Origin of the sequence: Actinoalloteichus sp. GBA129-24 (genome assembly GCF_001941645.1) — a bacterium.
GTDB lineage: Bacteria > Actinomycetota > Actinomycetes > Mycobacteriales > Pseudonocardiaceae > Actinoalloteichus_A > Actinoalloteichus_A fjordicus.
Map to the genome: position 1 here is coordinate 2,945,763 of NZ_CP016077.1, position 22,784 is coordinate 2,968,546.

General features: G+C 71.7%; 19 protein-coding genes and 1 riboswitch. Of the genes, 6 read left to right on the forward strand and 13 right to left on the reverse strand.

The features are described 5' to 3' along the window. Window positions 1-130: 130 nt before the first annotated feature. Window positions 131-1,747, reverse strand: a complete 1,617-nt coding sequence (locus UA75_RS13150) for a cellulase family glycosylhydrolase (protein ID WP_075740487.1) — start codon at window positions 1,745-1,747, stop codon at window positions 131-133. 396 nt (window positions 1,748-2,143) lie between these two features. Further along, complete coding sequence (locus tag UA75_RS13155) at window positions 2,144-2,749, reverse strand: sigma-70 family RNA polymerase sigma factor (RefSeq protein ID WP_075740488.1); 606 nt, start codon at window positions 2,747-2,749, stop codon at window positions 2,144-2,146. A gap of 37 nt (window positions 2,750-2,786) precedes the next feature. On the opposite strand from UA75_RS13155, the gene UA75_RS32805 reads away from it, so the two are divergent. After that, window positions 2,787-3,512, forward strand: a complete 726-nt coding sequence (locus tag UA75_RS32805) for a zf-HC2 domain-containing protein (RefSeq protein WP_257787507.1) — start codon at window positions 2,787-2,789, stop codon at window positions 3,510-3,512. Window positions 3,513-3,917: 405 nt separating this feature from the next. After that, window positions 3,918-4,904: an aldo/keto reductase gene (locus UA75_RS13165; RefSeq protein ID WP_075740489.1), complete on the forward strand. Its 987-nt coding sequence runs from the start codon at window positions 3,918-3,920 to the stop codon at window positions 4,902-4,904. A 101-nt stretch (window positions 4,905-5,005) separates the two neighbouring features. On the opposite strand, the gene UA75_RS13170 is transcribed toward UA75_RS13165, so the two are convergent. Beyond that, complete coding sequence (locus tag UA75_RS13170) at window positions 5,006-5,251, reverse strand: hypothetical protein (protein WP_075740490.1); 246 nt, start codon at window positions 5,249-5,251, stop codon at window positions 5,006-5,008. Window positions 5,252-5,752: 501 nt separating this feature from the next. Between UA75_RS13170 and UA75_RS13175 the strand changes: the two genes are divergently transcribed. Both UA75_RS13175 and UA75_RS13180 read left to right on the forward strand, forming a co-directional pair. Next, window positions 5,753-7,231 carry a phytoene desaturase family protein gene (locus UA75_RS13175; RefSeq protein ID WP_075743763.1) on the forward strand — a complete coding sequence of 493 codons (1,479 nt, stop codon included), beginning with the start codon at window positions 5,753-5,755 and terminating at the stop codon, window positions 7,229-7,231. 715 nt (window positions 7,232-7,946) lie between these two features. Further along, the gene (locus UA75_RS13180) at window positions 7,947-8,672 is read left to right on the forward strand and encodes an SGNH/GDSL hydrolase family protein (RefSeq protein WP_083684034.1); all 726 of its coding nucleotides are present in this window, start codon (window positions 7,947-7,949) and stop codon (window positions 8,670-8,672) included. 275 nt (window positions 8,673-8,947) lie between these two features. Here UA75_RS13180 and UA75_RS32810 read toward each other — a convergent pair whose 3' ends face one another. From UA75_RS32810 to UA75_RS13210, 7 genes are all read right to left on the reverse strand, one after another. Then, window positions 8,948-9,121 (reverse strand): hypothetical protein, encoded by a 174-nt coding sequence (locus UA75_RS32810; protein WP_157434155.1) that lies wholly within the window; start codon window positions 9,119-9,121, stop codon window positions 8,948-8,950. 128 nt (window positions 9,122-9,249) lie between these two features. Next, a complete protein-coding gene (locus UA75_RS13185) occupies window positions 9,250-10,281 on the reverse strand; it encodes an NAD-dependent epimerase/dehydratase family protein (protein WP_232237740.1) in 1,032 nt (343 codons plus the stop codon). Between the two features lie 26 nt (window positions 10,282-10,307). Then, window positions 10,308-10,940 (reverse strand): DUF2231 domain-containing protein, encoded by a 633-nt coding sequence (locus tag UA75_RS13190; protein WP_198044254.1) that lies wholly within the window; start codon window positions 10,938-10,940, stop codon window positions 10,308-10,310. 216 nt (window positions 10,941-11,156) lie between these two features. Continuing rightward, window positions 11,157-11,909 (reverse strand): DUF742 domain-containing protein, encoded by a 753-nt coding sequence (locus UA75_RS13195; protein ID WP_075740493.1) that lies wholly within the window; start codon window positions 11,907-11,909, stop codon window positions 11,157-11,159. Window positions 11,910-12,228: 319 nt separating this feature from the next. Further along, the gene (locus tag UA75_RS13200) at window positions 12,229-13,092 is read right to left on the reverse strand and encodes an ECF transporter S component (protein ID WP_083690686.1); all 864 of its coding nucleotides are present in this window, start codon (window positions 13,090-13,092) and stop codon (window positions 12,229-12,231) included. Further along, window positions 13,089-14,705, reverse strand: a complete 1,617-nt coding sequence (locus tag UA75_RS13205; RefSeq protein ID WP_075740494.1) for an ABC transporter ATP-binding protein — start codon at window positions 14,703-14,705, stop codon at window positions 13,089-13,091. The genes UA75_RS13200 and UA75_RS13205 overlap by 4 nt, the downstream gene beginning before the upstream one ends. After that, entirely contained in the window at window positions 14,702-15,799 is a 1,098-nt protein-coding gene (locus UA75_RS13210) for a CbiQ family ECF transporter T component (protein ID WP_232237741.1), read from the reverse strand. Before UA75_RS13210 ends, UA75_RS13205 begins: the two co-directional genes overlap by 4 nt. Before the next feature lie 279 nt (window positions 15,800-16,078). Then, window positions 16,079-16,203: riboswitch (cobalamin riboswitch) on the reverse strand. A 489-nt stretch (window positions 16,204-16,692) separates the two neighbouring features. On the opposite strand from UA75_RS13210, the gene UA75_RS13215 reads away from it, so the two are divergent. After that, window positions 16,693-17,913, forward strand: coding sequence for a hypothetical protein (locus UA75_RS13215; RefSeq protein WP_075740496.1), 1,221 nt, complete (start codon window positions 16,693-16,695; stop codon window positions 17,911-17,913). A gap of 197 nt (window positions 17,914-18,110) precedes the next feature. Here the strand turns inward: UA75_RS13215 and UA75_RS13220 are convergent, their stop codons facing one another. The 3 genes from UA75_RS13220 to UA75_RS13230 all read right to left on the reverse strand — a co-directional run bounded on the left by UA75_RS13220 (window position 18,111) and on the right by UA75_RS13230 (window position 21,395). After that, window positions 18,111-19,394, reverse strand: a complete 1,284-nt coding sequence (locus tag UA75_RS13220; RefSeq protein ID WP_075740497.1) for a glycosyltransferase — start codon at window positions 19,392-19,394, stop codon at window positions 18,111-18,113. 233 nt (window positions 19,395-19,627) lie between these two features. Next, the gene (locus UA75_RS13225) at window positions 19,628-20,920 is read right to left on the reverse strand and encodes a glycosyltransferase (protein WP_198044255.1); all 1,293 of its coding nucleotides are present in this window, start codon (window positions 20,918-20,920) and stop codon (window positions 19,628-19,630) included. Window positions 20,921-21,197: 277 nt separating this feature from the next. Next, window positions 21,198-21,395: a DUF397 domain-containing protein gene (locus tag UA75_RS13230; protein ID WP_075740499.1), complete on the reverse strand. Its 198-nt coding sequence runs from the start codon at window positions 21,393-21,395 to the stop codon at window positions 21,198-21,200. Window positions 21,396-21,629: 234 nt separating this feature from the next. Here UA75_RS13230 and UA75_RS13235 point away from each other — a divergent pair, with 234 nt between their 5' ends. Continuing rightward, window positions 21,630-22,103 (forward strand): hypothetical protein, encoded by a 474-nt coding sequence (locus UA75_RS13235; protein ID WP_198043011.1) that lies wholly within the window; start codon window positions 21,630-21,632, stop codon window positions 22,101-22,103. Window positions 22,104-22,784 lie beyond the last annotated feature (681 nt).

Below are 22,784 nucleotides of genomic sequence, written 5' to 3' on the forward strand. Positions count from 1 at the left end.
GACGATGGACCGTCCTCGAGGGACCGTCCGCACCGCCGCCTGCTCAGCCGTCCGTCGAACACCTGCCCGCCATGACACGCGGCCTGCACGTCCGGGCCCGCCGCCTCGGCAGGCCCGGACGAGCCGGGCGTCAGGCGACGGTGCAGCCCCCGTTGTTGAGGGTGAACGCGGCGGGGACGCTGTTGGTGCCGGTCCAACTGCCGAGGAAGCCGAAGGATACCGACCCGCCGACCGGGATGGCGGCCGTGTAGTCGACATTGCGCACGGTGACCGTGTTCCCGGTCTGGGTCGCGGTCCCGCCCCAGACGTTGGACACGGTCTGCCCGTCGGGATAACTCCAGCCGAGGGTCCAGCCGTTGATCGGACTCGTCCCGGTGTTGCGGATCACCACGTCGGCCTGGAAGCCGCCGCCCCACTGACCGGAGACGCGGTAGGACACCGCGCAGGAGCCTGCCGCCTGCCCCGGCTCGGTGGTGACGGTCGTGGTGGCGGACCGGGCCGATCGGTTGCCCGCCGCGTCACGCGCGTACACCGCGAAGCTGTAGGCGGTGTCGGGATGCAGTCCGGCCACGGTCGCCGAGTTCGTGGGACTCGTGACGGCGGCGGTCTCCTGACCGCCTGCCACGCGCACCACCTGATAGCCGGTGACGCCGACGTCGTCGGTGGACGCCGTCCAGTTCAGCGTGACGCTGGTCGCGGACACCGCCGAGGCGCTCGGCGTTCCCGGCGTCGTCGGCGCCGTCGTGTCCGATCCGCCGTTGCCGAACACCGAGGCCTCGCGGGAGGTCTGCGCGATGCCGTCGGCGCCGTGGAAGATCCGCTCGCCCCAGGACGTCAGACTGTCGCCGTCGAAGTTCTGGACCATGTCCAGGTACTCGACGGGGCTGCCGTTGCCGCTCCACGACCAGCCGATGTAGCCGAGGTCGAGCTCCTCGGTGGTCGCCATGATGGTGTCCTCGTCGGGATCACCGTCGGAGTGATTGTGGCCGAACTCGCCGACCATGATCGGCAGTCCCTGATCGACGAAGTGCCGGAGGTAGTCCTGGATCTCGGCGGCGGTGTCGTAGACGCCGTACATGTGGATGGAGAACACCGTGTTGGCGTGCGGGTCGGAGGCGAACACGCCGGGCGCCTGACTGCGCATGGTGCCCGACCAGTCCTGGCCCCAGTTGGGACCGTCCACGATGAAGGTGTGGTCGAAGCCTGCGTCGCGCAGTCGGTTGATCGCGGCGGAGGTGTCGGCTCCCCAACCGGCGTAGTCGGTGTTGCCGTACGGCTCGTTGCCGATGTTGACCAGCACGTAGTCCTCTTCGCCGATCACGGCGTCCTGGATGCGCAGCCAGTAGTCCACGGCCCGGTCCAGGCTCACGGCGGCGGCCTGCTCGCCGTAGCCGGTGGTGTCGTGCACCTCCAGCATGCAGATCAGCCGATTCGCCTTGCACTGGTCGACCACGTTCGCGACGTCTGCGGCGCTGTTCTCGGTCCACTGGTCGCCGCTGCTGAGCACGATGCGCACGGTATTGGCGCCCAGGGACTTGATGTCGGCGAGGGACTGGGTCGTCTGCGAGGTGAACCAGGTGTGCGGATGGCTGACGCCGCGGATGACGAATTCCTGGCCGTTGGCGTCGTAGAGCCTGCCGCCGTCCACCTGGAAGCCCGCCTCGGCATGGGCGGTGGGGATCGCGACGAACATCGACAACAGGAGGGCGAACACGGCGGCGCCGATGGATGCGACTCGTCTTCTCATGACCTACCTCAGGGAACAAGCCCGCAACGGGGCATGGGCGACCGGGCCCGCAGTGCGGCCCGACGACAGGTTCCCGGCTTCCTGTGGCAGCACCCTCGAGCGTAGTCGACGGTGATCGGCGACACAATGGACCGCATCTCGGCAGGTGGTCGGCTCCTGCGACGCGATGCCGCCCGGACCGCGTCGGCTCGGTGCTCGCGGAGCCCCGGGTGGTGCGTGACCACCCTGGTCGCCCGCCGTCGACGCTGTCGCGGCGACGGGACGCCCAGCCGATCGCCGCCCACCGGATCAGCCCGGCGAGACGTCGGAGGCAGCCGGCCGGGGACGTCAGTCGGCGTCGGGGAGTCCGCCCACGGAATCGAACGCGGTCCGGAGCGGTGCGAAGCCGCCGGTCCGTCAGGCCGTCCCGGCGTCGTGCGACTCGTCCATGGCCCGGATCAGCTCGTCACGAGCACGGGCCACTCGGGAGCGCACGGTGCCGATCGCGCAGCCGCAGACCAGCGCGGCCTCCTCATAGGAGAGACCGAGCAGCTGGGTCAGCACCAGCACCTCCCGTCGCTCCGGCGCGAGGCTCGCCAGCAGCAGATCGAGTTCGACGGCCTCCTCGAAGCCGCTGGGGGCGGAGCGCCCGCCAAGCTGTCGGTCGTCGGAGAGCTGGGTGAGATCGATGCCGAGCACCTGTCGGGGCCTGCGCCCGGCCTTGCGGAACTGGTCGACCACGACACGGCGGGCGATGGACAGCAGCCAGACCCGCGCCGAGGAGCGACCCTCGAAGTCGGGCAGGCTGCGCAGCACCCGCAGGTAGGTCTCCTGCGTCAGGTCGTCGGCCGCCGCCGTGCCTGCGAGGTGGGCGGTGAACCGCCAGACGTCGTGCTGAGTGGCCCGGATGAATCGTTCCAGCGCGTGACGATCGCCGGCACTCGCCGCGAGTGCCGACTCGGTGGTCTCGACGTCGACGTCGGCCGGCCAGGTCACAGATCGGAAGATTAGCGCAGTCGTCATACTGACCCGGTCCGCCGAATGGAGGACAATTGCACTCGTGGAGTGCGACACCTGCCGTGAAGCCTTGTCCGCCCGACTCGATTCCGAGGCCGAACCCGTGCGGGCGGACGAGACCGACGAGCACCTGCGAACCTGTGTGGAGTGTCGGTCCTGGCAGCAGCGGGCGACGCTTCTCACCAGGTCCATGCGGGTCAGAGCCGCGGTGGCGCCTCCCGATCTCACCGACGCGATCCTCGCCGCGCGCGGGCGTGGTCGTGGTGAGAAGGCGGTGCGGGCCGCGCTGGCGTCGGTGGGCGTCGCCCAGCTCGCGCTCGGTGCGGCGCAGCTGCTGGGAGTCGACCACGGGATGACCCACGACGGTGCGGCGGCGACGCATCTGTTTAACGAGAGCACCGCGTGGAGCCTCGCGATGGGACTGGGACTGCTCTGGGCGGCGCTGCGCAGCGGCCACTCCCGGGGAATGCTGCCGCTGGTGGGCGGGTTCGTCCTGGTGCTCTCGGTGTTCAGCGTGCAGGACCTGATCGCGGGGGAGGTGACCGTGTCCAGGGTGCTCTCCCACGGCCTGCTGGTCATCGGGCTCGGGCTCCTGACCGTGGTGCACCGGCAGGAGTCCCGGCACAGCCCGGAGCCGGGCAGACCCGGCATCCGCGAACCACGGCAGGCCGCCGCGCCGCTGCCTGCCGAGATCCGACTCCAGGCACCGGATCTGCCCCGGTCGGGACGTCGTCGCCTGCGCTCGATCACCGGCCGTCGCGCGGCGTGACCAGGCCGCGCCCGCCTCGTCGAGGACGGTTCGCGGCCGACGGCGGCTCGCATCGGACCCGCCGGAGCGTCTGCTCGCGCCGTGGTCCGGCCGGCCCGAGCAATGCACCCATCGCCTCGATTCGCACCTGCGGCGGTGGTGCGGCGTGCGCGGCAGCACGGCGTCCCACTGATCGGTCGGGTGTCCTCGAACCGGGACGACCACCGCCAACGGGGGGAAGCCCGGCCCGATCTCTGTCACCGAGCGTCGACGGCGCCGGTCCTCATTGCATCGACCGGGTCCACTTCTGCCTGAGCTGATCTGGCGAGCCTTCTCCGCCGGTTGCCGTCGCGGCAGACTTGGCGAGGCTCGGCGCACGGCGGCGGCGGAGCCGTCCAGACGGCGAGGGAAAGAAGGCCGGAACGAATGCAGTATCGATCGTTGGGGCGACGTGGACTCGAGGTGTCGGCCGTCGGGTTCGGTGCGATGACGCTCTCGCCGGGCATCTACGCGGGGGTGACCGAGGCCGATGCGGCCGCAGCCCTCGTCGCGGCGCTGGACGCGGGCGTCACCTTCATCGACACCGCCGACATCTACGGGGCAGGCCATAGCGAGACGTTGATCGGCCGGGTCCTCGGCGGTCGACGTGATCACGTCGTGCTCGCCTCGAAGTTCGGCGGCGACACCGACGCCGAGGGCAGGCTCCTGCCGGGCATGGGTCGGGCCTCCTACCTGCGCAAGGCACTCGACGCGAGCCTCACCAGGCTCAACACCGATCACCTTGATCTGTACTACCTGCATCGCCTCGACGTCACCACACCCGTCGAGGAGACGGTGGGCGCTCTCGGCGAACTCGTCGAGGAGGGCAAGATCAACCACATCGGACTCTCGGAGGTGTCGGCGAGCACGATTCGGCGCGCGGACGCCGTTCATCCGATCACCGCGATCCAGACCGAGTACTCGCTCTTCAGCCGGGGGCCGGAGGACGGCGTGCTGCCCGCCTGTCGGGAGCTCGGCATCGGCTTCGTCGCCTACAGCCCGCTGGGCAGGGGACTTCTCGGCGGCGGCGTCCGTGCGGCAGGAGATCTCGCCGAGAACGACTGGCGACGGACCAATCCCCGTTTTCAGGGGCCGAACCTCGAACACAACGTGTCGGTGGCCGACGCGGTGGAGACTGTGGCGGCGGAGCTGGAGGTCACCGGGGCTCAGCTCGCGCTTGCGTGGCTGATCCAACGCGGCGTCGTGCCGATCCCCGGGACTCGGCGAGCCTCGAACGTCCTGGCCAATGCCGCCGCAGCCGACCTTGCGCTTGATCCGGCCGTGTTCGATCGGTTGGAGAGCCTGGTTCCGCGCGACGCCGTGGCGGGCGGCCAGGCCGACGACTCCTACCTGGCGGCGATCGATGTGACGTGAGCAGCGGCCTCGACGACGCCGCCGGCTCCGCCGCCGTTCGCTCGGGACAGCCGACGGGAGGTGCGGCGGGCCCCGACCGGGCCCCGCCGCGCCCTGCGGGGTCAGAACGGCGGCGGGTCCGATACCGGACCGGGCTGGAATCGCGGCGCCGGTCGGTCGGCGCCGCTGTCGTCGGGCCTGCGGGGCGGGGTGGGCGCTCCGCCGTCGTCGACAGGCCCGGTGGACATCGCCTCGCTCGCGTACGGGGTCGCCGCCGAATCGAGGCGGCGATCCGGTTCACCGAGGAGATCGCCCGCCGCTCGCAAGGAGACCAGCACCTGTCTGCCGTGGACGTCCGTACCGGACACCCCGCCCCCGGGTGAGGACGAGTACGTGGCCGCCGCGCTCGCCCTGCCGCAGCAGGAACGAGCGCGGTGCATAGGTGCGTGGTGGCGCGTGATCCAGCATCGCGTGCAGTCCGCGCCGGGGCGAGCCGGGGTCCGTGATCATCAGGGACCTGAGTACCGGCCCGGCAGAGTCGGCAGGCGGGTTTCCACGATTTTTCCCCCGATCAGCGGAATCCGAGGATTCCGACGCGGGCAGGGTGTTCGGCGGCTCGTTCTCAGCGGCGTCCTGAGGAGCCTTGCGGACGGGGGGCCGGGCGTCGGGTCGACGCGGTGCGGCCCCGGTCCGGTCCGATCGCCGCATGCAGACGGACTGCCGGGCCCCGGCTCCGACCGATACAGGCCGGACGCCGCGATGCCTGCTGTGCCGTCGCTTGTGATGATGACCGCCATGCGAGCCCGAACGGCAGGACGCGGACAGGACCACTCTCGGGCAGGGTGCCGAGGCTGCTTCGGGATCGGTCGATGACCGGGACCGGCCGCCGCCCCGCACTGGACGCCGTGATCGTCGGAGCCGGGCCGAACGGGCTGGCCGCCGCCGTGATCCTGGCGCGGGCCGGTCTTCGGGTGGAGGTGCACGAGGCCGCCGCGACGCCGGGCGGCGGGGCTCGGACCGAGGAGTTGACACTGCCGGGGCACCGCCATGACGTGTGCTCGGCGGTGCACCCGATGGGACTGGCGTCCCCGTTCTTCCGGGCCTTCGACCTCGCCGCGCACGGCGTCCGGATGTTGCAGCCCGAGGTCGCCTACGCGCATCCGCTGGACGGCGGGCGGGCCGGACTGGCCTGGCGGGACCTCGACCGGACGGCCGACGGGCTGGGCGTCGACGGCCGGGCCTGGCGACGTCTGCTGGCACCGCTCGTCCGGGCGTGGCCGGGTGTCGTCGGGGTCGCGATGTCGGACCTGCGCTCGCCGCCGCCCGACCCGATCACGGCGTTCGCGTTGGCCCGCCGGATGGTGGAGCAGGGCTCGCCGTTGTGGAATCTGCGCTTTCGGGGCGAGACGGCGCCTGCGATGTTGACCGGGGTCGGCGCGCACGCGATCGCCCCGCCGCGAGGACTCGCCCCGGCGGGAGCGGGGCTGTTGTTGGCGACGCTGGCGCACGCCGTGGGCTGGCCGATCCCCGAGGGCGGCAGCGGATCGGTGATCGCCGCGCTCGTCCGCGACCTGATCGCCCACGGCGGCCGGGTGATCACCGGCAGCCGGATCGACCGCCTCGATCAGCTTCCGCCCGCGAACGCCGTCCTGCTGGACCTCGCCCCGGCGGGCCTGCTCCGGCTTGCCGAGGCCGAACTGCCGTCCTCCTATGTCCGGAGCCTCCGGCGCTTCCGGTACGGCGGGGCGGCCTGCAAGGTCGACTTCGTGCTGACCGGACCGGTGCCCTGGTCGGCACCGGGCTGCGCGCTGGCCGGCACCCTGCATCTGATCGGGACGCGCGCCGAGGCCGTCGCCGCCGAGCGGGCCGTGGCGCGGGGCGTGCACCCGGACCGGCCCTATGTGCTGGCCGCCCAGCCGGGCGTGGTCGACTCCTCGCGGGCCCCTGCGGGCCGCCACACCCTGTGGACCTACGCCCACGTCCCCAACGGGTCCGGTGTGGACGTGAGCGCGGCGGTGATCGCCCAGATCGAACGGTTCGCGCCGGGATTCCGCGATCTCGTGGCGGCCACCAGCGTGCGCACGGCACTCGACCTCGAACGCTACGACGCCAACGACGTCGGCGGCGACATCGCCGCAGGCGCCCTCACGCTGTGGCAGACCGTGGCGCGGCCGGTGCCGCGACGCGACCCGTACGCCACGCCGCTGGACGGGGTCTACCTGTGTTCGGCCTCGACTCCGCCCGGTCCCGGCGTGCACGGCATGGCAGGCCTGCACGCCGCCCGTCGCGTGCTGCGCGCCCGATTCGGTATTCGCACCGATCCGCTGCGGCTCCTGCGGCTGCCGTGACTGCGGGTCGCCGCGCGCTGCTCCTTGCCGAGCTGACGCGCCGGGCTCGCCTGCCGCCGAAAAGCGGTCCGGGCAAGGGCGTGTGGTGGGGGGTCCGGCGGCGGCGCGCGGTACGGCGTCGGCGGGCGGGGCTCCTGCTGCGTCGGAGGATTCTCGACTCCGGCGAGAGTCTGGCCAGACCGGAGAATCGTGCCGGAGTGATCTGGATCACGTGGTAATCCAGTGCTCTGGACGGTGATGAATCCCCAGATCAGGAAGTATCGGCCCCGCGCATGCGGGGATGGCTCGCCGAGTCGGAGCTGCGACCAGTCACCCCCGATATCGGCCTCGCGCCTGCGGGGACGGCTCGATGTCCCGGATCGCGCCCGCCTCACCATCCATCGACCCCGCTCACGCCGGGACGGCTCCGGTTGGGCCGACGCCACCGCCGAGTGCCTATCCGCTCCCGCCCCGGACGCCGAACCTGCAGCACGCCGTCATCGGCTCGCCGACCGGTCTTGCGCCGTTCGGTGGGCGAACGCCCCCCGACGGGCCGCTATCGGTGCGGTCCCCGCCGCCGTACGGTCGAGACGGCGGCAGGAGCATCTCGCCCGGGTGCTTCCCTCGGCAGGCGATCGAGCCGCGACTCGGTCGTCCGGCGGCGTCCGGCGATCCCGCCCCGCACGCCGAGACGCGCCGCCCGTGGGTCGCCGTCGACGACATCGGGAGACGAGCGATGCGCGGAAAGGCTGTGCACAGTGTCGTGTTCGGCATGGTGATGACGATCTTGACGGCCATGCTGGTCGCGGTGACCGGAGGGCAGGCGGCCGCCGCCCAGGACCCGGTGCGGATCATGCCGCTGGGCGACTCGATCACCGGCTCGCCGGGGTGTTGGCGGGCGATGTTGTGGAACGACCTCCAGGATTCCGGCCACACCGACATCGACTTCGTGGGCACCCGAGGCCCGCAGGGCTGCGGCGTGGACCACGACGGCGACAACGAGGGACACGGCGGCTTCCTCGCCACCGGCATCGCCGACCAGAACCTGCTGCCCGGCTGGCTGTCCGCGACCAGCCCGGACGTCGTGCTGATGCACCTGGGGACCAACGACGCCTGGAACGGGCGGCCGACCGAGACGATCCTGTCGGCGTTCACCACGCTGGTGACGCAGATGCGGGCCGACAACCCCGACATGCACGTCCTCGTCGCGCAGATCATCCCGATGACGCCGAGCAACTGCGGCGAGTGCGCCCAGCGGGTCGTCGAGTTGAACGCGGCGATCCCGGCGTGGGCGGCGGAGCTGACCACGGCGCAGTCTGCGGTGCTCGTCGTCGATCAGTGGACCGGATTCGACACGGCGGTGGACACTTACGACGGGGTGCACCCCGTCGAGTCCGGTGACCGCAAGATCGCGCAACGCTGGCATCCGGTGCTCTCGGGCGTGCTCGACTCGCTGTCCTGACCAGGGCCGCCCGGCTCGGAGACCCGGCCGACGTCGGGGTGTCTCGACGTCGGGCCGGCGCCTCCCGCCTGCCCCGCCGCGTCCCCGCCCTGCCGTTGCGATGGGTGCGCCGGGCCGATTCGTCCTCTCGGGACGGATCGGCCGCCCGTGTGGCGGCCTTCGACCACGGTGCCTCGGCGATCGGCGCCTCGGAGAGCAATGCCACCGGAGCCGGCTCTCGATGACACGAGAGCCGGAACTCGCGATCTCTCCCCGGACCTCGCCGTCGTGGACGGTCACCCGGCGTCGTCGGGCACGGCCGTCGCGGCAGGCCGGGTGGGGAAAGGACCCACGACGAAGGTCATGGAGACGACGTTGACCAGTCCGACGACGACGTGCTCGCTCGTGAGCGAAGAGGAATCATGGTCGGGTATGCGCCTTCCTGACCGGGAACCAACGGGGGCGCTCACCGTAGGAGCCTGCCGTTGAGCGTCAAGGTCAAGAAGGCGATCGGTCGACCAGCCGGATCGCTCGATGCTCGCGTCGTTCCGGGCCTCGACGGGCTGTCTCGAACAGCGGCTCACCCGGCCCGCGTCGGTCAGCGCCGCCGGGTGGCCGTGACCCGCAGCCTGCCGAGCGTCCTGCCCAGTCCGCCCGCCGCCAGCGGCGGGGTGGCCATGCCCGCACCCTCTCGCAGGCCGTGCAGACCCTCGGTGAGGGTGTCGCGGGCGCTGTGCACGGGCGACCAGCCCAGCTCGACCCGGGCCCGCGTGGTGTCCAGCAGGGGCATCCGCAGCAGCGCGTCGAACAGGTCGGGCGAGGCCCCCACGAGCCGCAGGCGCCAGGCCGCCGCCAGCGCGGCGCGCAGCGGGCCCGACGGCAGGCGCGACACCCTGGTCTGGAGGCAGTCGGCGAGCAGGGCGGCATCCACCGGGGGTTCCGCCGCCAGGTTGTAGGAGCCTGCCGCGCTGCTCAGTGCCGCCAGCCGGAACGCCTCCGCCACGTCCTGGGCGTGCAGCACCTGGAAGCGCAGCCCCGGCAGGTCGGGAACGAACGGCACGCCGCCGGGCCGCAGCAGCGCGGCGGGCAGCAGCGGACCGGCGAACAGCCGGTGCTGGGCGCGCGCGGCCTGCCGTTGCAGGATGATGCCGGGCCGCAGCCGCACCACCCGCAGGTCGGGGCGACTGTCCTCGACGGCGTCCAGGACCCGCTCCAGATAGGCCTTCTCCCGCGAGTACGCGGCGCCCGGCCAGCCGTGCGTCGGCCAACTCTCGTCGATGCCCCGATCCTTCGGGCCGGGGGAGTAGGCGCCGACCGACGAGGCGTACACCAGCGCAGGCACCCCGGCGTAGGTGACGGCGTCGAACACCCGGATGCCGCCGAGGACGTTGGTCCGCCAGGTGACGGCGGGAGCGTGGGTCGGCTGGAACCGCCAGGCGAGGTGGATGACGACGTCGGCGCCATGGAAGACCTCGGTCAGGTCGTCCTCGGTGATGTCGGCCGTCCGCCAGGTCGTCTTCGGCGGCTGCCAGGTCGGCCTGCGCCGGGCGACGCCGATGACGGCGCCCACCCGTGGGTCGGCGACCAGGCTGCGCACGACGCTCGTCCCCACATTGCCGGTGGCCCCCACGACGACCACTCGACTGCCCGCCGTGGTCACGACCCGCCGGGCCGGGTTGCCCGCTCGTGACGCCCGCCCGCCGTCGCGTCGTCGGACGGGGTGCGCGGTTGAGGGCCGGGCCGTTCGCCGACCGCCTCGGCCGGCCGATCGGACCAGCGGAACACGCCTGCGCCCTGCGCATAGGTCAGATGACCGCCGATCGCGCCCGCCGCGCCGACCGCCGCCAGGCCGAGCACGGCCCAGCCGCGCCCCGCCGTGTCGCCGCTGCGGTGTCGGGACAGCCACGACAGCAGGTAGCAGACCGAGGAGGTCGCGTTGGCCATCGCGTGGACGAGGCCGACCCGGCGTTGCCGCAGGTCCAGATCGCTCCATTCGGCGAGCCCGGTGATCACCGCACCGGGCGTCGAGAGCAGCCCGAGGGAGATCAGGTGCCGGGCGGTCTCGCGCCGTCCGAGCAGGTCGCACACGGCGGCCGCGCTGTAGCAGCCGATGGGCAGCGTGACCAGCGCCGGGTGGATCGCGTGCCCCGCCCACTCACCACGCAGCGCCTTGTCCAGGGCGGGGCGGTCCCGCAGGAACGGACGGACCCGTGCGCGCAGGCGTTCGGCCGCCCCGTCGACGGACTGTCGCGACTCGAGGGACTTCAACCATCGCTGTACTGCGTTCATGTGCGGCGGGTACCCCCGGCCTTCGCCGGGAAACAGCCGTCGCCCCTCGACGGGACGGCGTCGACTCCGACCGGACGCCCGTTCGGGTCCTGTCGAGGCGCGTCGCCGGGAGAACCCGCCGGGACGATCGCCGATCACCGCCCAGGACGTCGCGAGAGTCACGCTGCGTGATCGTTCCCTCGGTGGCTAGCCGCCGTCGTCAGGCGACCGCGCTGCTCACAGCCTGCGCAGGCCGGTGAGTACCCGTTGCAGGAAGTCGCCGTTCATGACGAGGCGCCGCGGGTCGATCGGCTGGTGCACCTGCACCCCGCCCGACTCGGCGAGATCGGCGATCAGCACCCTGGTCACCCCGATCGGGAGCGCGAGCAGCGCGGAGACCTCCGCCAGCGAGCGCGGCTCGACGCAGATCTCGGTGATCCGTCGAAGCTCGGGGCGGGCCGCCGTCGTGATCGACACCGGTCCCGTCGACGAGGAGATCAGCGTCTCCATCGCGAGGTCGACGGCGACCGAGGTGCGGCCCCCCGTCCTGGCGTACGGGCGGACCAGCGAGCCGGTGAAAGAGGCCTCCAGCCAGGTCCCCGGCTCGCCCACGCTCGGCGGCCAGATCGGGTCCTCCTCGAACTCCTCGCCGACCTCGTCCAGCGGGTCGTTCCATGGCACCGGTCGGGACGACCTGGTCTGATCGAAGTCGATGTGCACGGCGTTCTCCGCCTGCACCGTCTCCGCAGGGGAGGTGTCGTCATCCCGATCGCGTCGCCGCCGCGCGGCCCCGCCGAATCGGGCGCCGGTACTGCCGACCGAAGCGCGACTCGTGCCGGTCACCGAGTCCGAGGTCGACGCCGTGGCTCCCTCGTTCGGTTTCGGTGTGTCGTGGCGAGCGCGTCGCCGGGTGGACGGGCCGAATCGCGCTCCGGTGAGTCCGACCACCGAGTCGTCCGCCTCGTCTGAGTGGTGCTGATCCGATGTCATCGACAAGCCCGCTTCTCGCCGTCTCCCCGACCGGTTCTCCCCGTGCGGCACCGGCCCCCGTGTTCGAGACGGTCTGCTGATCGACGGTGATCACTCGATCGTCCCGGTGCGAAACACTGTAGGGCGGATGTCGAGAGAGTCGTTTCCGATGTATTTCCACTGGATTCTATCGGAATGAACACCGGGCGGCGCTGGTGCTTTCGGGGAGCGAATTCAGTAGTTCGCGCTTCGCATTGTCAAGAATGGTCCGGTTGATTGCACATATTGGTCCGAGAGGAGTATCAAGCCGGGCGGGCTCGGCGCTCGTCACATTGGGTACTCAGCTCCGCCGGGCCGACGACGGCAGCGGCGTGTCCCAGGCGGCTCGCCGGGCGGCTCGGCGCAGCACCGCCAGAACCGCAGGACCCACCAGCAGGATCGCCACCAGGTTGGTGATCGCCCGTCCGGTGTCCCAGCCCAGTGTGGAGGTGGTCAGAGTGAACAGCACGAAGCGGTGCAGGTTCTCGGTGATCGGATCGCCCGGCACGAAGGAGAGCTGGGTGTCGGTTCCCGCGAGCAGCGGCCAGGACCACATGTTCATCAGGAAGCCGAAGACATAGGCGGCGAGGACTCCGTAGCAGGCGAGCATCGCGATCTCGGCCCGGCCCCGAGGCCGGGCGGGCAGGAGCCCGGCGCCCAGTCCCAGCAGGGAGGAGGAGAGCATCTGAAACGGCAGCCACGGGCCGACGCCCGCGGTGAGCAGGGCGGAGGCGAACAGCGACGTCGATCCGAGCAGGAAGCCGAAACCGGGGCCGAAGACGCGGCCCGCCAGCACCAGCAGGAAGAACACCGTCTCGATGCCCGCCGTGCCCGCGCCGAGTGGGCGCAGCCCCGCGTTGACCGCCGACAGCACGCCGAGCAGCGCCAGCGACTTGGCGTCCATGCCGGAGTCCGACATCTCGGCGAGCACGATCGCCAGCAGCAACGGCAGCAGCACCACGAAGACCAGCGGAGCATTGGCCGCGCGAGCCGTCGGATCGGGGGACTCCGAGGCGAACAGCGGCCAGAGGAACATCGCCAGCCCCGCCGCCGAGGCCAGCGTGAGCACCACCGCGCGGCGCGGCGTCACGCGCACGACCCGCACCCGGCTTCGGGGCGTCTCGGTCGTGCCCTCCGCCGCCGGGATGCCTGCGCCCTCGGTCATCGCGGCACCGCCGCATCGGCCAGCGCCTGCCGTACCTGATCCACCGTCAGCCAGGACTGCGGGGCCAGCACCTTCGCCACCTGCGGCGCGAACGACGGCGAGGAGACCACGACGTCCGTGGTGGTGCCGTCGGCGACGACCTCGCCGATCGCGAGCACCACCACCCGGTCGGCGACGGTCGCGACGAACTCCACGTCGTGCGTGGCGATCACCACCGAACGGCCCTGCGCGGCCAGATCCGCGACGAGGGCGCCGAATGCCCGCTTCGCACGGTAGTCCAGGCCCCGGGTCGGCTCATCGAGGAGCACGACCGGCGGCGCGGCGACGAGCTGAATCGCCAGAACCAGCGCCAGTCGCTGCCCCTCGGACAGATCACGCGGATGACCGTGCGGGTCGACCTCGTCGATCAACCGCCCCAGCAGCGTCACGCAGGTTCCCGGCGGCGCCGCCGACTCCCGATCGGCCTGCGCGCACTCCTGGGCGACCGTCTCCAGATACAGCAGGTCGGCCGCCGTCTGCGGCACCAGGCCGACGAGAGCCCTGGCCCGATGCGCGGGCTCGGCCGCCGGATCGAGTCCGCCGGTGAGCACAGTGCCGCCCGCGCGGCGGCCCGAACCCTGCAGAGCCCACAGCAGTGAGGACTTGCCGGAGCCGTTTCGGCCCATCAGCGCGGTGACCTGACCGCCGTGCAGGTCGAGGTTCACCGCCCGGACCGCCACGACGTCGCCGTGCCGCACCACCACGTCGTGTGCCGACAGCAGCGGCGACTCCGTCGCCGCCCTCTCCGGCGCGGGCGGGGCGTGGTCGGTCAGCCGGGCGCGCAGCTCAGGCGCCCGTCTGCGGGCGTCGCGCACCGACAACGGCAGCGGCGTCCAGCCCGCCAGCCTGCCCAGCTCCACCACCGGCGGCGCCAGCGTCGCGTCCGCCAGCACCTCGGCGGGCCGCCCGTCGACCACGCCGCCGTCGCCGGGCAGGTAGACCATGCGGTCGGCGTACTGCACGACCCGTTCCAGCCGGTGCTCGGCGATCACCACCGTGACCCCGAGATCGTGCACGAGCCGGGTGACCGAGGCCAGCACCTCTTCGGCGGCCGTCGGGTCCAGCGCCGAGGTCGGCTCGTCGAGCACCAGCACCCGAGGATGCACGGTGAGCACCGAGCCGATCGCCACCCGCTGCTGCTGCCCACCAGACAGGGAACGCAGCGACCGGTCCCGCAGCTCCGCGATTCCGAGCAGGTCCAGCGTCTCCTCGACGCGCTTGCGCATCACCTCGGCGGGAATCGCGAGCTGCTCCATGCCGTAGGCCAGCTCCTCCTCCACCGTGTCGGTGACGAAACCTGCCAGCGGGTCCTGGCCGACGACTCCGACCAGGTCGGCGAGTTCACGGGGTGGATTCGTCCTCGTGTCCCGTCCCGCCACCGTGACTCGGCCGCGCAGCGTCCCGCCGGTGAAGTGCGGCACCCGGCCGTTGATCGCACCGAGCAGCGTCGACTTGCCCGAGCCGGTGTGACCGACCACGAGGCACAGCTCGCCCTCCTCGATCTCCAGGTCGACACCGGACAGGACGGGGGCGGACTCGCCATAGTGGACCGCCACCTCCTCGAAGCGGATCATGAGCGGACCTCCGGCGGCGGGGCGAACCACGCGGGGGCGACTCCCGCGAGGATGCCGAGCACCGGCGGCAGCGTCACCGTCGGCCAGCTCAGCGGGCTGAGTGAGGGATAGAGGTTCGCCGGGTCGACCCCGGCGGTCACGGTGAGCACGAGGGCGGCGGTCAGGCCCGACAGCACCACGAGCGTCTCCGGCAGGCGCCACCGGTCGGGCCGGTAGACGCTGCGGCGGATTCGCCTGCCTGCGACGAGGAAGCCCGCACCGGCGACGAGCAGGCCCGCGACCGCCATCGGCAGCCCGAAGGCGTGCCGGGTGCCGTCCAACAGCCCGTACACGCCGACACACACGCCGAGCAGGCCCGCGATCACCAGCACCCCGGTCAGCAGACGAGTGCGCCTCGGCGTGTCGCCGAACCGGCCGTACCCTCGGGAGTCCATCGCCGAGGCCAGGGCGAGCGACCGGTCCATGGCATCGGCCAGTACCGGGACCACGATGCCGCGCAACGCCCGGAGCCCGCGTTGTCTGCCGCCGCGCAGCCGCCGGGCCCGGCGGACCCGCAGGACGCTCTCCATGAGCTGCGGCGCCACGGAGAGGGCCACCACCACGGCCGTGCTGATCTGGTAGAGCGCCGCAGGCACCGCCTTGAGCATCCGGCGCGGATCGGCCAGCGAGTTCGCCGCGCCGAGACAGATCAGCATCGTCGCCAGGCGCAGCCCGTCGTAGAGCCCGCCGAGCAGCTCCTCGGCGCTCACCGGGCCGAGCAGCCGGATGCCCGCCGCCGCCTCCGGGAGCGTGATCTCCGGCAGCACGAACAGGATGTGCTCGCCCGCACCGCCCCCGAAGATCATCCGCCACAACACGCGCATGACGACGATGAACACCCCGAGGTACACGTACATCCGGAACGTGGCGGCCCACGGCGCCCGGCCGCGACGCCGGACCACGACGTACCCCGCCACCACCAGGATCAGCGACAACAGCAGCGGATTGGTCGTGCGGCCCGCTGCGGCCGCCAGGGCCAGTGCCCATAACCACCAGGCACCGGGATGCAGGGCTCTCGGGAGCCGCGTCGAGGCCCGGAGCACCGATGCGGTCACGCCGCCCACGTCCCGGAGGCACGGGGCTCGCAGGGCCGCTCGGCAGGAGGGCTGTCATGCCGGTCTCGGGGCCGCCGACGGGCCTGCGCGGCGCGGAGCGAGGGCGTCTCGACCACGATCCGGTGTCCGGCGGCGGTCTGCGGCCTGCGCAGCGTGGTACCCGACATGCCTCGATGCCTTCCCCGAGCGGGTCGAGAGAGGCATCCGACCAAGAGCAGGCGCCGCCGACGTCGGCGTGCGTGCTCGAATCGGACTCCACCTGCGGACCACGACAGTGTGAACGAGCCCTCGTCCCCGGACGGGCATTCCGGCTCGTCGTGCCTCGGCACGAACCACGGCTGCGGGTCAGCGCCGGACTTCGACCGGCTTCCCCCGCCGGGGACGTCTGAAGTTGTCACGACCGGTCAGCGGTCGTCGAGAGACTACCGAGGAGATTAACTCACTCGAGTGGTCCTGGGTCGGCGCACGCGGCAGACCGTTCAGCCGTGCCGGCTCGAGCCACCAAGTCGTTCCTCCGCCCTGCGCCGGGCCCGAGACACCCGGCTCGATGTGCTCGACTCGGCGCGGTCGGCGGATCGGCGCAGGCGGCGGTACGCAGTCGAACCCGGTGACGCACGGCGAAGGGCGCCGCATCGAGCGCTCGTCGCCGATGGGCAGGACGCGGTCGACCCTCGGCCCGCCGGATGCATCGTCGGAGACGGGACTGCTGTGCCGAGTGGTCCGCCACCCACGGAGATCATTACGATGAGTAGTCGACGTCCGTCACTAAGGGTGGTAGATCCGCGAAGTTCAGGTGACAGGGCTCGTGATGTCGCGACGGCAGCCACGAGATCGACCGGCGGTGTGCCAGCTACCGCAGGCCCGTGTCCAGGACGAAAGACGAGGCAGCCGCAATGAGGATCGCCGTCATCGGAGAATTCCGTGCTGACCGAGTGGTCGACGCCATCACCCGTTCCGGCCACCACGACCTGGTGTTGTTAGGGCCGACGGACGTCGCCGACTACGTCGGCAGGCGGGCTCGTCACCGGCACCTGGCGGCGAGTGCGGAACCGGAGGACCTGCTGGCGGTCTGGACCGAGGAAGACGTCGAGCTGGTCATCCCGAGCCTCTATCCGGTCGACCAGGAACAGCTGCTGCCCAGCCTGGCCGCCGCCGCCGACGCGTGGCGCGGCCCCGGCAGGCACGCCGTCGTCCACTCGACCCGCTTCGCCGACCTGGTCACCGACAAGGCGATGTTCCATCGCGTCGCGCTCGCGGCGGGCTGGCCGGTGCCCGAGGCCGTCATCTGCGACCGGGTGGAGGAACTGGAGTCGGCGGTGCGTCGGATCGGCGGCCTGCCCGTCATGGTGAAGGAGGCCAGGTCACTCCCACGCGCGGGCCGCTGGCATGTCGACACCGAGCAGCGCCTCACGACGCTGCCGCTGACCGCCTTCCCCGTCGTCGTTCAGCGTGTCTGCCGGGGTGAGGAGTTCGGCCTCGAACTCTTGAGCGGCGCGAACGTCACCGACTGCTGGCCGATCGCCTCCTTCGGTCCGCTGGACCAGCGCTGCATTCCGGGGCATCGGGCGCGGCTCGCTCCGATCGCGCTCCCGCCTGCCGTGATCACCGAGCTGGCCGGGTTCATCCGCGGCATGACCGACCAGTTCGACGTGTGCGGTCCATGGCAGATCGACTTCGCCGTCTGCGATGGCAGGCTCCAGGTGTTGGAGGTCAACGGCAGGCTCAGCGGCATGGCCGATCTCAGTGCGGCCACCACCGGTCTCGATCCCTACGACGCCTTCGTCGACGCCTGCCTCGGCCAGCCTCGTGTCGTGCCGCCTGCCCGCCGGCTCGCCCTGGAGCTGCCGATCCGTCTCGACGCGCAGCTGCCGGGACTGCCGTGGGGTGTGCGCATGAGGCGACAGTTTCCGCTGCCCACGAACCGGTCGCTGCCGGTGGACTTCCAACGGCTGCTCGTCACGGCGGACGATCCGGTGCTCCTGGCGAAGTGGCTGCGCGACTTTCCCCCGGACGCCCTGCTCACCGGATCGCCGGGTCAGCTCGCGGCCACCGCGCTGGAGATGAGCCCGCTGCTCACCTCGGCGGGGTGGCCTCGGGGCTGTCCGCCGGTCTGAACCGGCGACTCCGGGTTCGTATCAGCCGTGATCCGGCCTGCGAATGCTCCGGGGCCGCTCAGCAGCGCAGGCGCCTGCCGTGTCGGTGCTGTTCGCACCCTTGGCGCGGCAGCGCTGCGGCTCGGGTGCGGCTGGGTGCCTCGCGACGTCTCCCGACTGACGCCGGAGCCAGGCGGGCCGAAGGCAGGCGCCGCGACTCAGCAGGACCGCCCGGCCTGCTCGACGGCGGCGGCGATCGCGGAGCAGGGGTCGTGCGCCTCGTATTCGGCCTGGAGCCGTCGGGCCCGGTCGCGGAGGAGCGGATCGTCCAGGATGCTCTCGACGGCCTTGCGGATGTCCGCCTCGTCCGGGTCCCCGGTGCCGAGGTTGACGGCCGCCCCTGCCCAGGCGGCCTTGGCACCGACCTCGATCTTGTCCTCGGTGTCGCCCGCCAGCACCATCGGGACCCCGTGACGCAGTGCCTGCTGGACGCCGCCGTAGCCGCCGTTGCTGACCAGCACGTCGACGTGGGGGAGCATGGCGTCGAAGGGGATGAACTCGGCGACTCGTGCATTGGCGGGCAGTCCGGCGGGCACGACGTCGCGGCCGGTGGTGACGACGACTAACGCATCGAGATCGGCCAGGGCGCGCAGCGTGGGCTCGATCAGCCTGCTGAGGTCGTCGTTGGCGATGGTGCCCTGTGAGACGACGATCAGTCGACTCGCGGACGTCACCTCGTCCCACCAGTCCGGGAGTTCGACGGCGTCGCCGGTGTCCGGGGGCAGTGCTCCCACGTAGCGCAGGCGCGGCGGCGCATCGCTGCGGGGGTAGTCCATGCTCTCGATGCTGAGCTGAAGGAAGCGGTCCGGCACGCCGACGAGGCCCCGCGACAGCAGCGGTGGCGGCTCGGTGCTCCCCAGCCGGGTCAACGCGGCGGCCAGCAGGCGATGCGAGCCCGCCCGCTCGGCCGCCTCGGCGTGCTCGGTGAGCCTGCGACCTCGGGTCCGGCCCTCCTCGGAGCCGTCCGGGGCCAGCCCGGTGCCGAAAGGCGGATGATCGGCACTGTTCAGCGGCAGCGGCATCACGCCGACGCCGATGACGGCTGCCGGGCGGACGCCCGCCGCGCCGTGCAGGACCGGCCAGGCTCCCAGGAACATCGTGTCGTGCAGGAGCACCGTCGGTGCCGCGTCGTCCTCGGCGAGGAGCTCCTGGAGCGCCGTGTGCTGCGCGGCCATCGGCGCGATGAACAGCTGCTGGTTGTCGTACTCCAGCCGGGCCGGTCCGGCCGGTATCGAGTTCCGGTCGGGGAACTGATCGGGACGCAGATCCGCCTCGGCGGGCAGCGCCGCGAACCGGGCGCCGGTCCGCTCCACGGCGGCACGGAAGGCACTGCCGGTCAGGAACGTGACCTCGTGTCCGCGTTCGACGAGATCCGCCGCGATCACCCGCAACGGCCGCACGTGTCCGAAGAACGGGACTGCGGCGATCAACACCCTGGTCATCGTGCGGCCTGCTCCTTGAGGTGGTCGATCTGTCCTCGGCGAGCAACAGGCTATTCCGTCTGTCGTCGGGGGAGCACCGCCGACGACCCGCACTGCCCCTCGGGCGCAGGCGGCACGCAAGCGCCTACGCCAGAGCCGTGGGCGGCGCCGTGGGGGAGCGGGGCAGGCGCCCGTGGCGAGGGCCGCTGCCGTGCCGGACCGCGTGCAGACCTGCTGCGGGAGTCCTGCGTGATTCACGCCTCGCGGCGAGCCAACTCCTCGACGGCGGCGGCGATCGCCTCGTAGGGGTCGTGACTCCGGCACTCGGCCGCAAGCTCCTCCGTCCGCTTCGTCCGGCTCGGATCGGTCAGGATCGTCTCGACGGCCTTGCGGACGTCGGCCTCGTGCGGATCTCCGGTGCCGAGGTTGATCGCGGCTCCCGCCCACTCCGCCAGGGCGCCGACCTCTGCCTTGTCGTCGGTGTCGCCCGCCAGCACCATCGGGACGCCGTGCCAGAGCGCCCGGTGGACGCCGCCGTAGCCGCCGTTGCTGACCAGGACGTCGACGTGGGGCAGCAGGAGGTCGAAGGGGACGTACTCGGCAACCCGCGCGTTGGCGGGCAGTGCGGCGGGCACCGCGTCGCTGCCGGTGGTCACGATGACCAGCGCGTCGAGATCGGCAAGTGCGCGCAGCGTCGGTTCGATCAGACGGCCGAGGTCCGAGTTGGCCAGGGTTCCCTGCGTCACGAGGACCACCCGAGACGCACTCGTCAGCTCACTCCACCAGCCGGGCAGTTCGACGTCATCGGGTTCACCAGGCGGCAGCGTGCCCACGTGCCGTAGGTGCGGCGGCGCGTCGCTGCGGGGGTAGTCCATGCTCTCGATGGTGAGTTGAAGGAACAGGTCGGGGATCTCGACCAGCCCCTGGTAGATCAGCGGCGGCTCCTCCGTCGTCCCCAGCTCCGCCAGCGTCGTGACGAGGTCGCGATGCGATCCCGCCCGCAGCGCCGAGGCCGCCACCTCGTTGAGGAAGGTGTTGCGGGCTCGGCCGTCCGCCGAGCTGTCCGGGGGCAGGCGCACTCCCCAGGGAGCGTGATCGATGCTGTTGATCGGGACCGGGATGACGCCGATGCCGATGACCCCGGCGGGCCGGCGGCCCGGCGCCCCGAGCCGGACCGGCCAGACACCCACGAACGTGGTCTCGTGCACCACGACCACCGGCTCCGACGGGTCCTCGGCGAGCAGTTCTTGAACGGCCGCGTGTTGCGCCGGCAGGCCCTGGATGGTCAGATCGATGTCGAATTCGATCTGTTCCTGCCCGGCGCGCAGGGCCTCCCGTTCCGGGAACAGCGCGTTCAACGAACCGGCCAGGTCCGCCTGGCCGGGAAGCGGTGCGAATCGGGCGCCCGTGCGCTCGACTGATTCGCGGAAGATGCTGCCGGTGAGGAACGTGACGTCGTGTCCGCGTTTGACGAGATTCCGCGCGATCTCTCGCATGGGCGTCACATGCCCGTGCACCGGTACTGCCGCTATCAACACCTTCGTCACTGTGCGGTCTGCTCCTCGCTCACGGGTGCGGCGCGTTCTGCCTGCGACGAACTGAAACGGCCTGGTCGCGCCGATGCGCTGATCGTTTATACCGTATCGCCGCGCGGCGTCGGCGAGTGCCATAGCCCGATCCCGGCCTGCCCGGAATGGCACCACCGCTGCCCGAGCGGAAATTCAATTGAATTTGCAACGAAGTGGTCGATCGTCCTCGGCGACGACTGACCGGCCCGTTTCTCGATTCGCGGAATGCCTGCGAATGCGTGGCGCGCCCGGCGAGTCAGTCGCGGCGCAGCCGGTCTTCCTTGACGGCCTGGACGAACGCCAGGAAGGCCTGTCTGCTGACCTGCAGGGTGCCGCCCTGGCGGTGCTTGGCATCGCGGATGCAGGTCAGGCCGGGGGCCTGGGCGATCTCGACCTGGGGCGAGCCCAACGGGCTGTGCGCCGAGCGGCGGACGCCGGGGGCGTGGTGTGCCATCGGTTGCTCCCTCCGCGGTTCGTGAAGAGGGTTCACCTCCACCTTAACCGCACTCCCGCGTCGGAGGGGCCGCCGCCCACGCCCTCGGCGCGTCCCCTGCCGTGGTCACTCCGCCGATCGGGGCGATGATCGACCCTGATCGGCGCGAGACGATGGAGTTTCGGCTCGAACAGGGTTAGAAAGAGAGAAGTGATCATTCCGGGGCTAGGGTCGGCTGCTCCGCCACCTCGTCAGGTGGCGGCCTGGTGGGTACTCGACCTGCTGGCGGCGGAACGAGTGCCGTGGTGGGCGGCCGAGTGGCTCGCGCAGGGACACGACGGACCCTGCCTGCGAGAACTCGCCGGACTCGGCGCCCAGGACACGAGGCAGACCCGGGATCTGCTTCCCGCGGTCTTCGCCGAGCTCTCCATCCGGCCTCCGCAGACGGTGATCACGGCGGCCGAGGTGTGTTTCGGGTATCTGGCCCGGTTATGTCTGGAGGGCAGAGCCGACGAGCGCTGGGTGGCGGGCATCGTCGATCAGGTGCTGTGTTCCGCCGACTTCGCCGACGAGGTCTACGAGCAGCCGTTGGCGGGTGCCTTCGGCGTGGACGAGGCCTGGGACGACGGATGGGCGGGGCCGACGTCGGAGCTGCGCGTGCTGGTGCGGGACGCCTGTGCCGCCCAGCTCGGCGTCGTCGACACCGAGGCCGCAGCCGACGAGCCGTGAGTGAATCACCCGATTGCGGCGGCTCGATCGCCGGTGATCATCCGGTCGGCCTAGCCGGCAGCCCGTCTCGCGTGCCGATAACCGCGAATAGACGGCCCCGACGGTCGACTTCCCCGTACGTCGGGGCCGTTCCATGCCGTATCCCGGCTGGTCGTCTCCGCAGGCCCCGTCGCGTGATCCGATCTCCCGCAGCGGTCGGCGGCGGCGCTGTCGAGCCTGTTCGGTCGGGCCCGTTGCCGACCCGTCCGGCTGCGTGTCGTCGCCTGCTCGCCGCCGGCGGCGACACCGCCGCGGAGCCCTGCGGCCGTGACGGCCCGTCAGCTCGCACCCGACCGCACTGCCGGGGGTGCAAAACCAGGGCTCGGCGGCTGCGGCCGCCGTGCCGGAACCAAGATCGTTGCAGGTAGACGTGCTGACGAACGTGACATCCATCTTGTTGCGATCACAACTATTGCCCGCGCAGCATCGAACATATGAGCGAACCGCGATGGCCTCCCCGGTGTCCCAGCGGGCGGCATCGGCTCCTGCCCGGAGAGCTGCTCGTCGGCTGGCATCCCTGCGACTGCACCCCCGATCTCCTGGGCCACCGAACCTGGACCTGCGTTCGCTGCATGGCCGCGGGCCGGGTCGACACCTGGTTTCACCCGCCGTGCCTCGCCTCGGCCGCCACGCCGTGAGTGC

Excerpts from the sequence above, each read along its gene's own strand:
- UA75_RS13150 (WP_075740487.1), bottom strand. The coding sequence starts at position 1,747 with ATGAGAAGACGAGTCGCATCCATCGGCGCCGCCGTGTTCGCCCTCCTG.
- UA75_RS13155 (WP_075740488.1), bottom strand. The coding sequence starts at position 2,749 with ATGACGACTGCGCTAATCTTCCGATCTGTGACCTGGCCGGCCGACGTC.
- UA75_RS13165 (WP_075740489.1), top strand. The coding sequence starts at position 3,918 with ATGCAGTATCGATCGTTGGGGCGACGTGGACTCGAGGTGTCGGCCGTC.
- UA75_RS13175 (WP_075743763.1), top strand. The coding sequence starts at position 5,753 with ATGACCGGGACCGGCCGCCGCCCCGCACTGGACGCCGTGATCGTCGGA.
- UA75_RS13180 (WP_083684034.1), top strand. The coding sequence starts at position 7,947 with ATGCGCGGAAAGGCTGTGCACAGTGTCGTGTTCGGCATGGTGATGACG.
- UA75_RS13190 (WP_198044254.1), bottom strand. The coding sequence starts at position 10,940 with ATGAACGCAGTACAGCGATGGTTGAAGTCCCTCGAGTCGCGACAGTCC.
- UA75_RS13195 (WP_075740493.1), bottom strand. The coding sequence starts at position 11,909 with ATGACATCGGATCAGCACCACTCAGACGAGGCGGACGACTCGGTGGTC.
- UA75_RS13200 (WP_083690686.1), bottom strand. The coding sequence starts at position 13,092 with ATGACCGAGGGCGCAGGCATCCCGGCGGCGGAGGGCACGACCGAGACG.
- UA75_RS13205 (WP_075740494.1), bottom strand. The coding sequence starts at position 14,705 with ATGATCCGCTTCGAGGAGGTGGCGGTCCACTATGGCGAGTCCGCCCCC.
- UA75_RS13215 (WP_075740496.1), top strand. The coding sequence starts at position 16,693 with ATGAGGATCGCCGTCATCGGAGAATTCCGTGCTGACCGAGTGGTCGAC.
- UA75_RS13220 (WP_075740497.1), bottom strand. The coding sequence starts at position 19,394 with ATGACCAGGGTGTTGATCGCCGCAGTCCCGTTCTTCGGACACGTGCGG.
- UA75_RS13230 (WP_075740499.1), bottom strand. The coding sequence starts at position 21,395 with ATGGCACACCACGCCCCCGGCGTCCGCCGCTCGGCGCACAGCCCGTTG.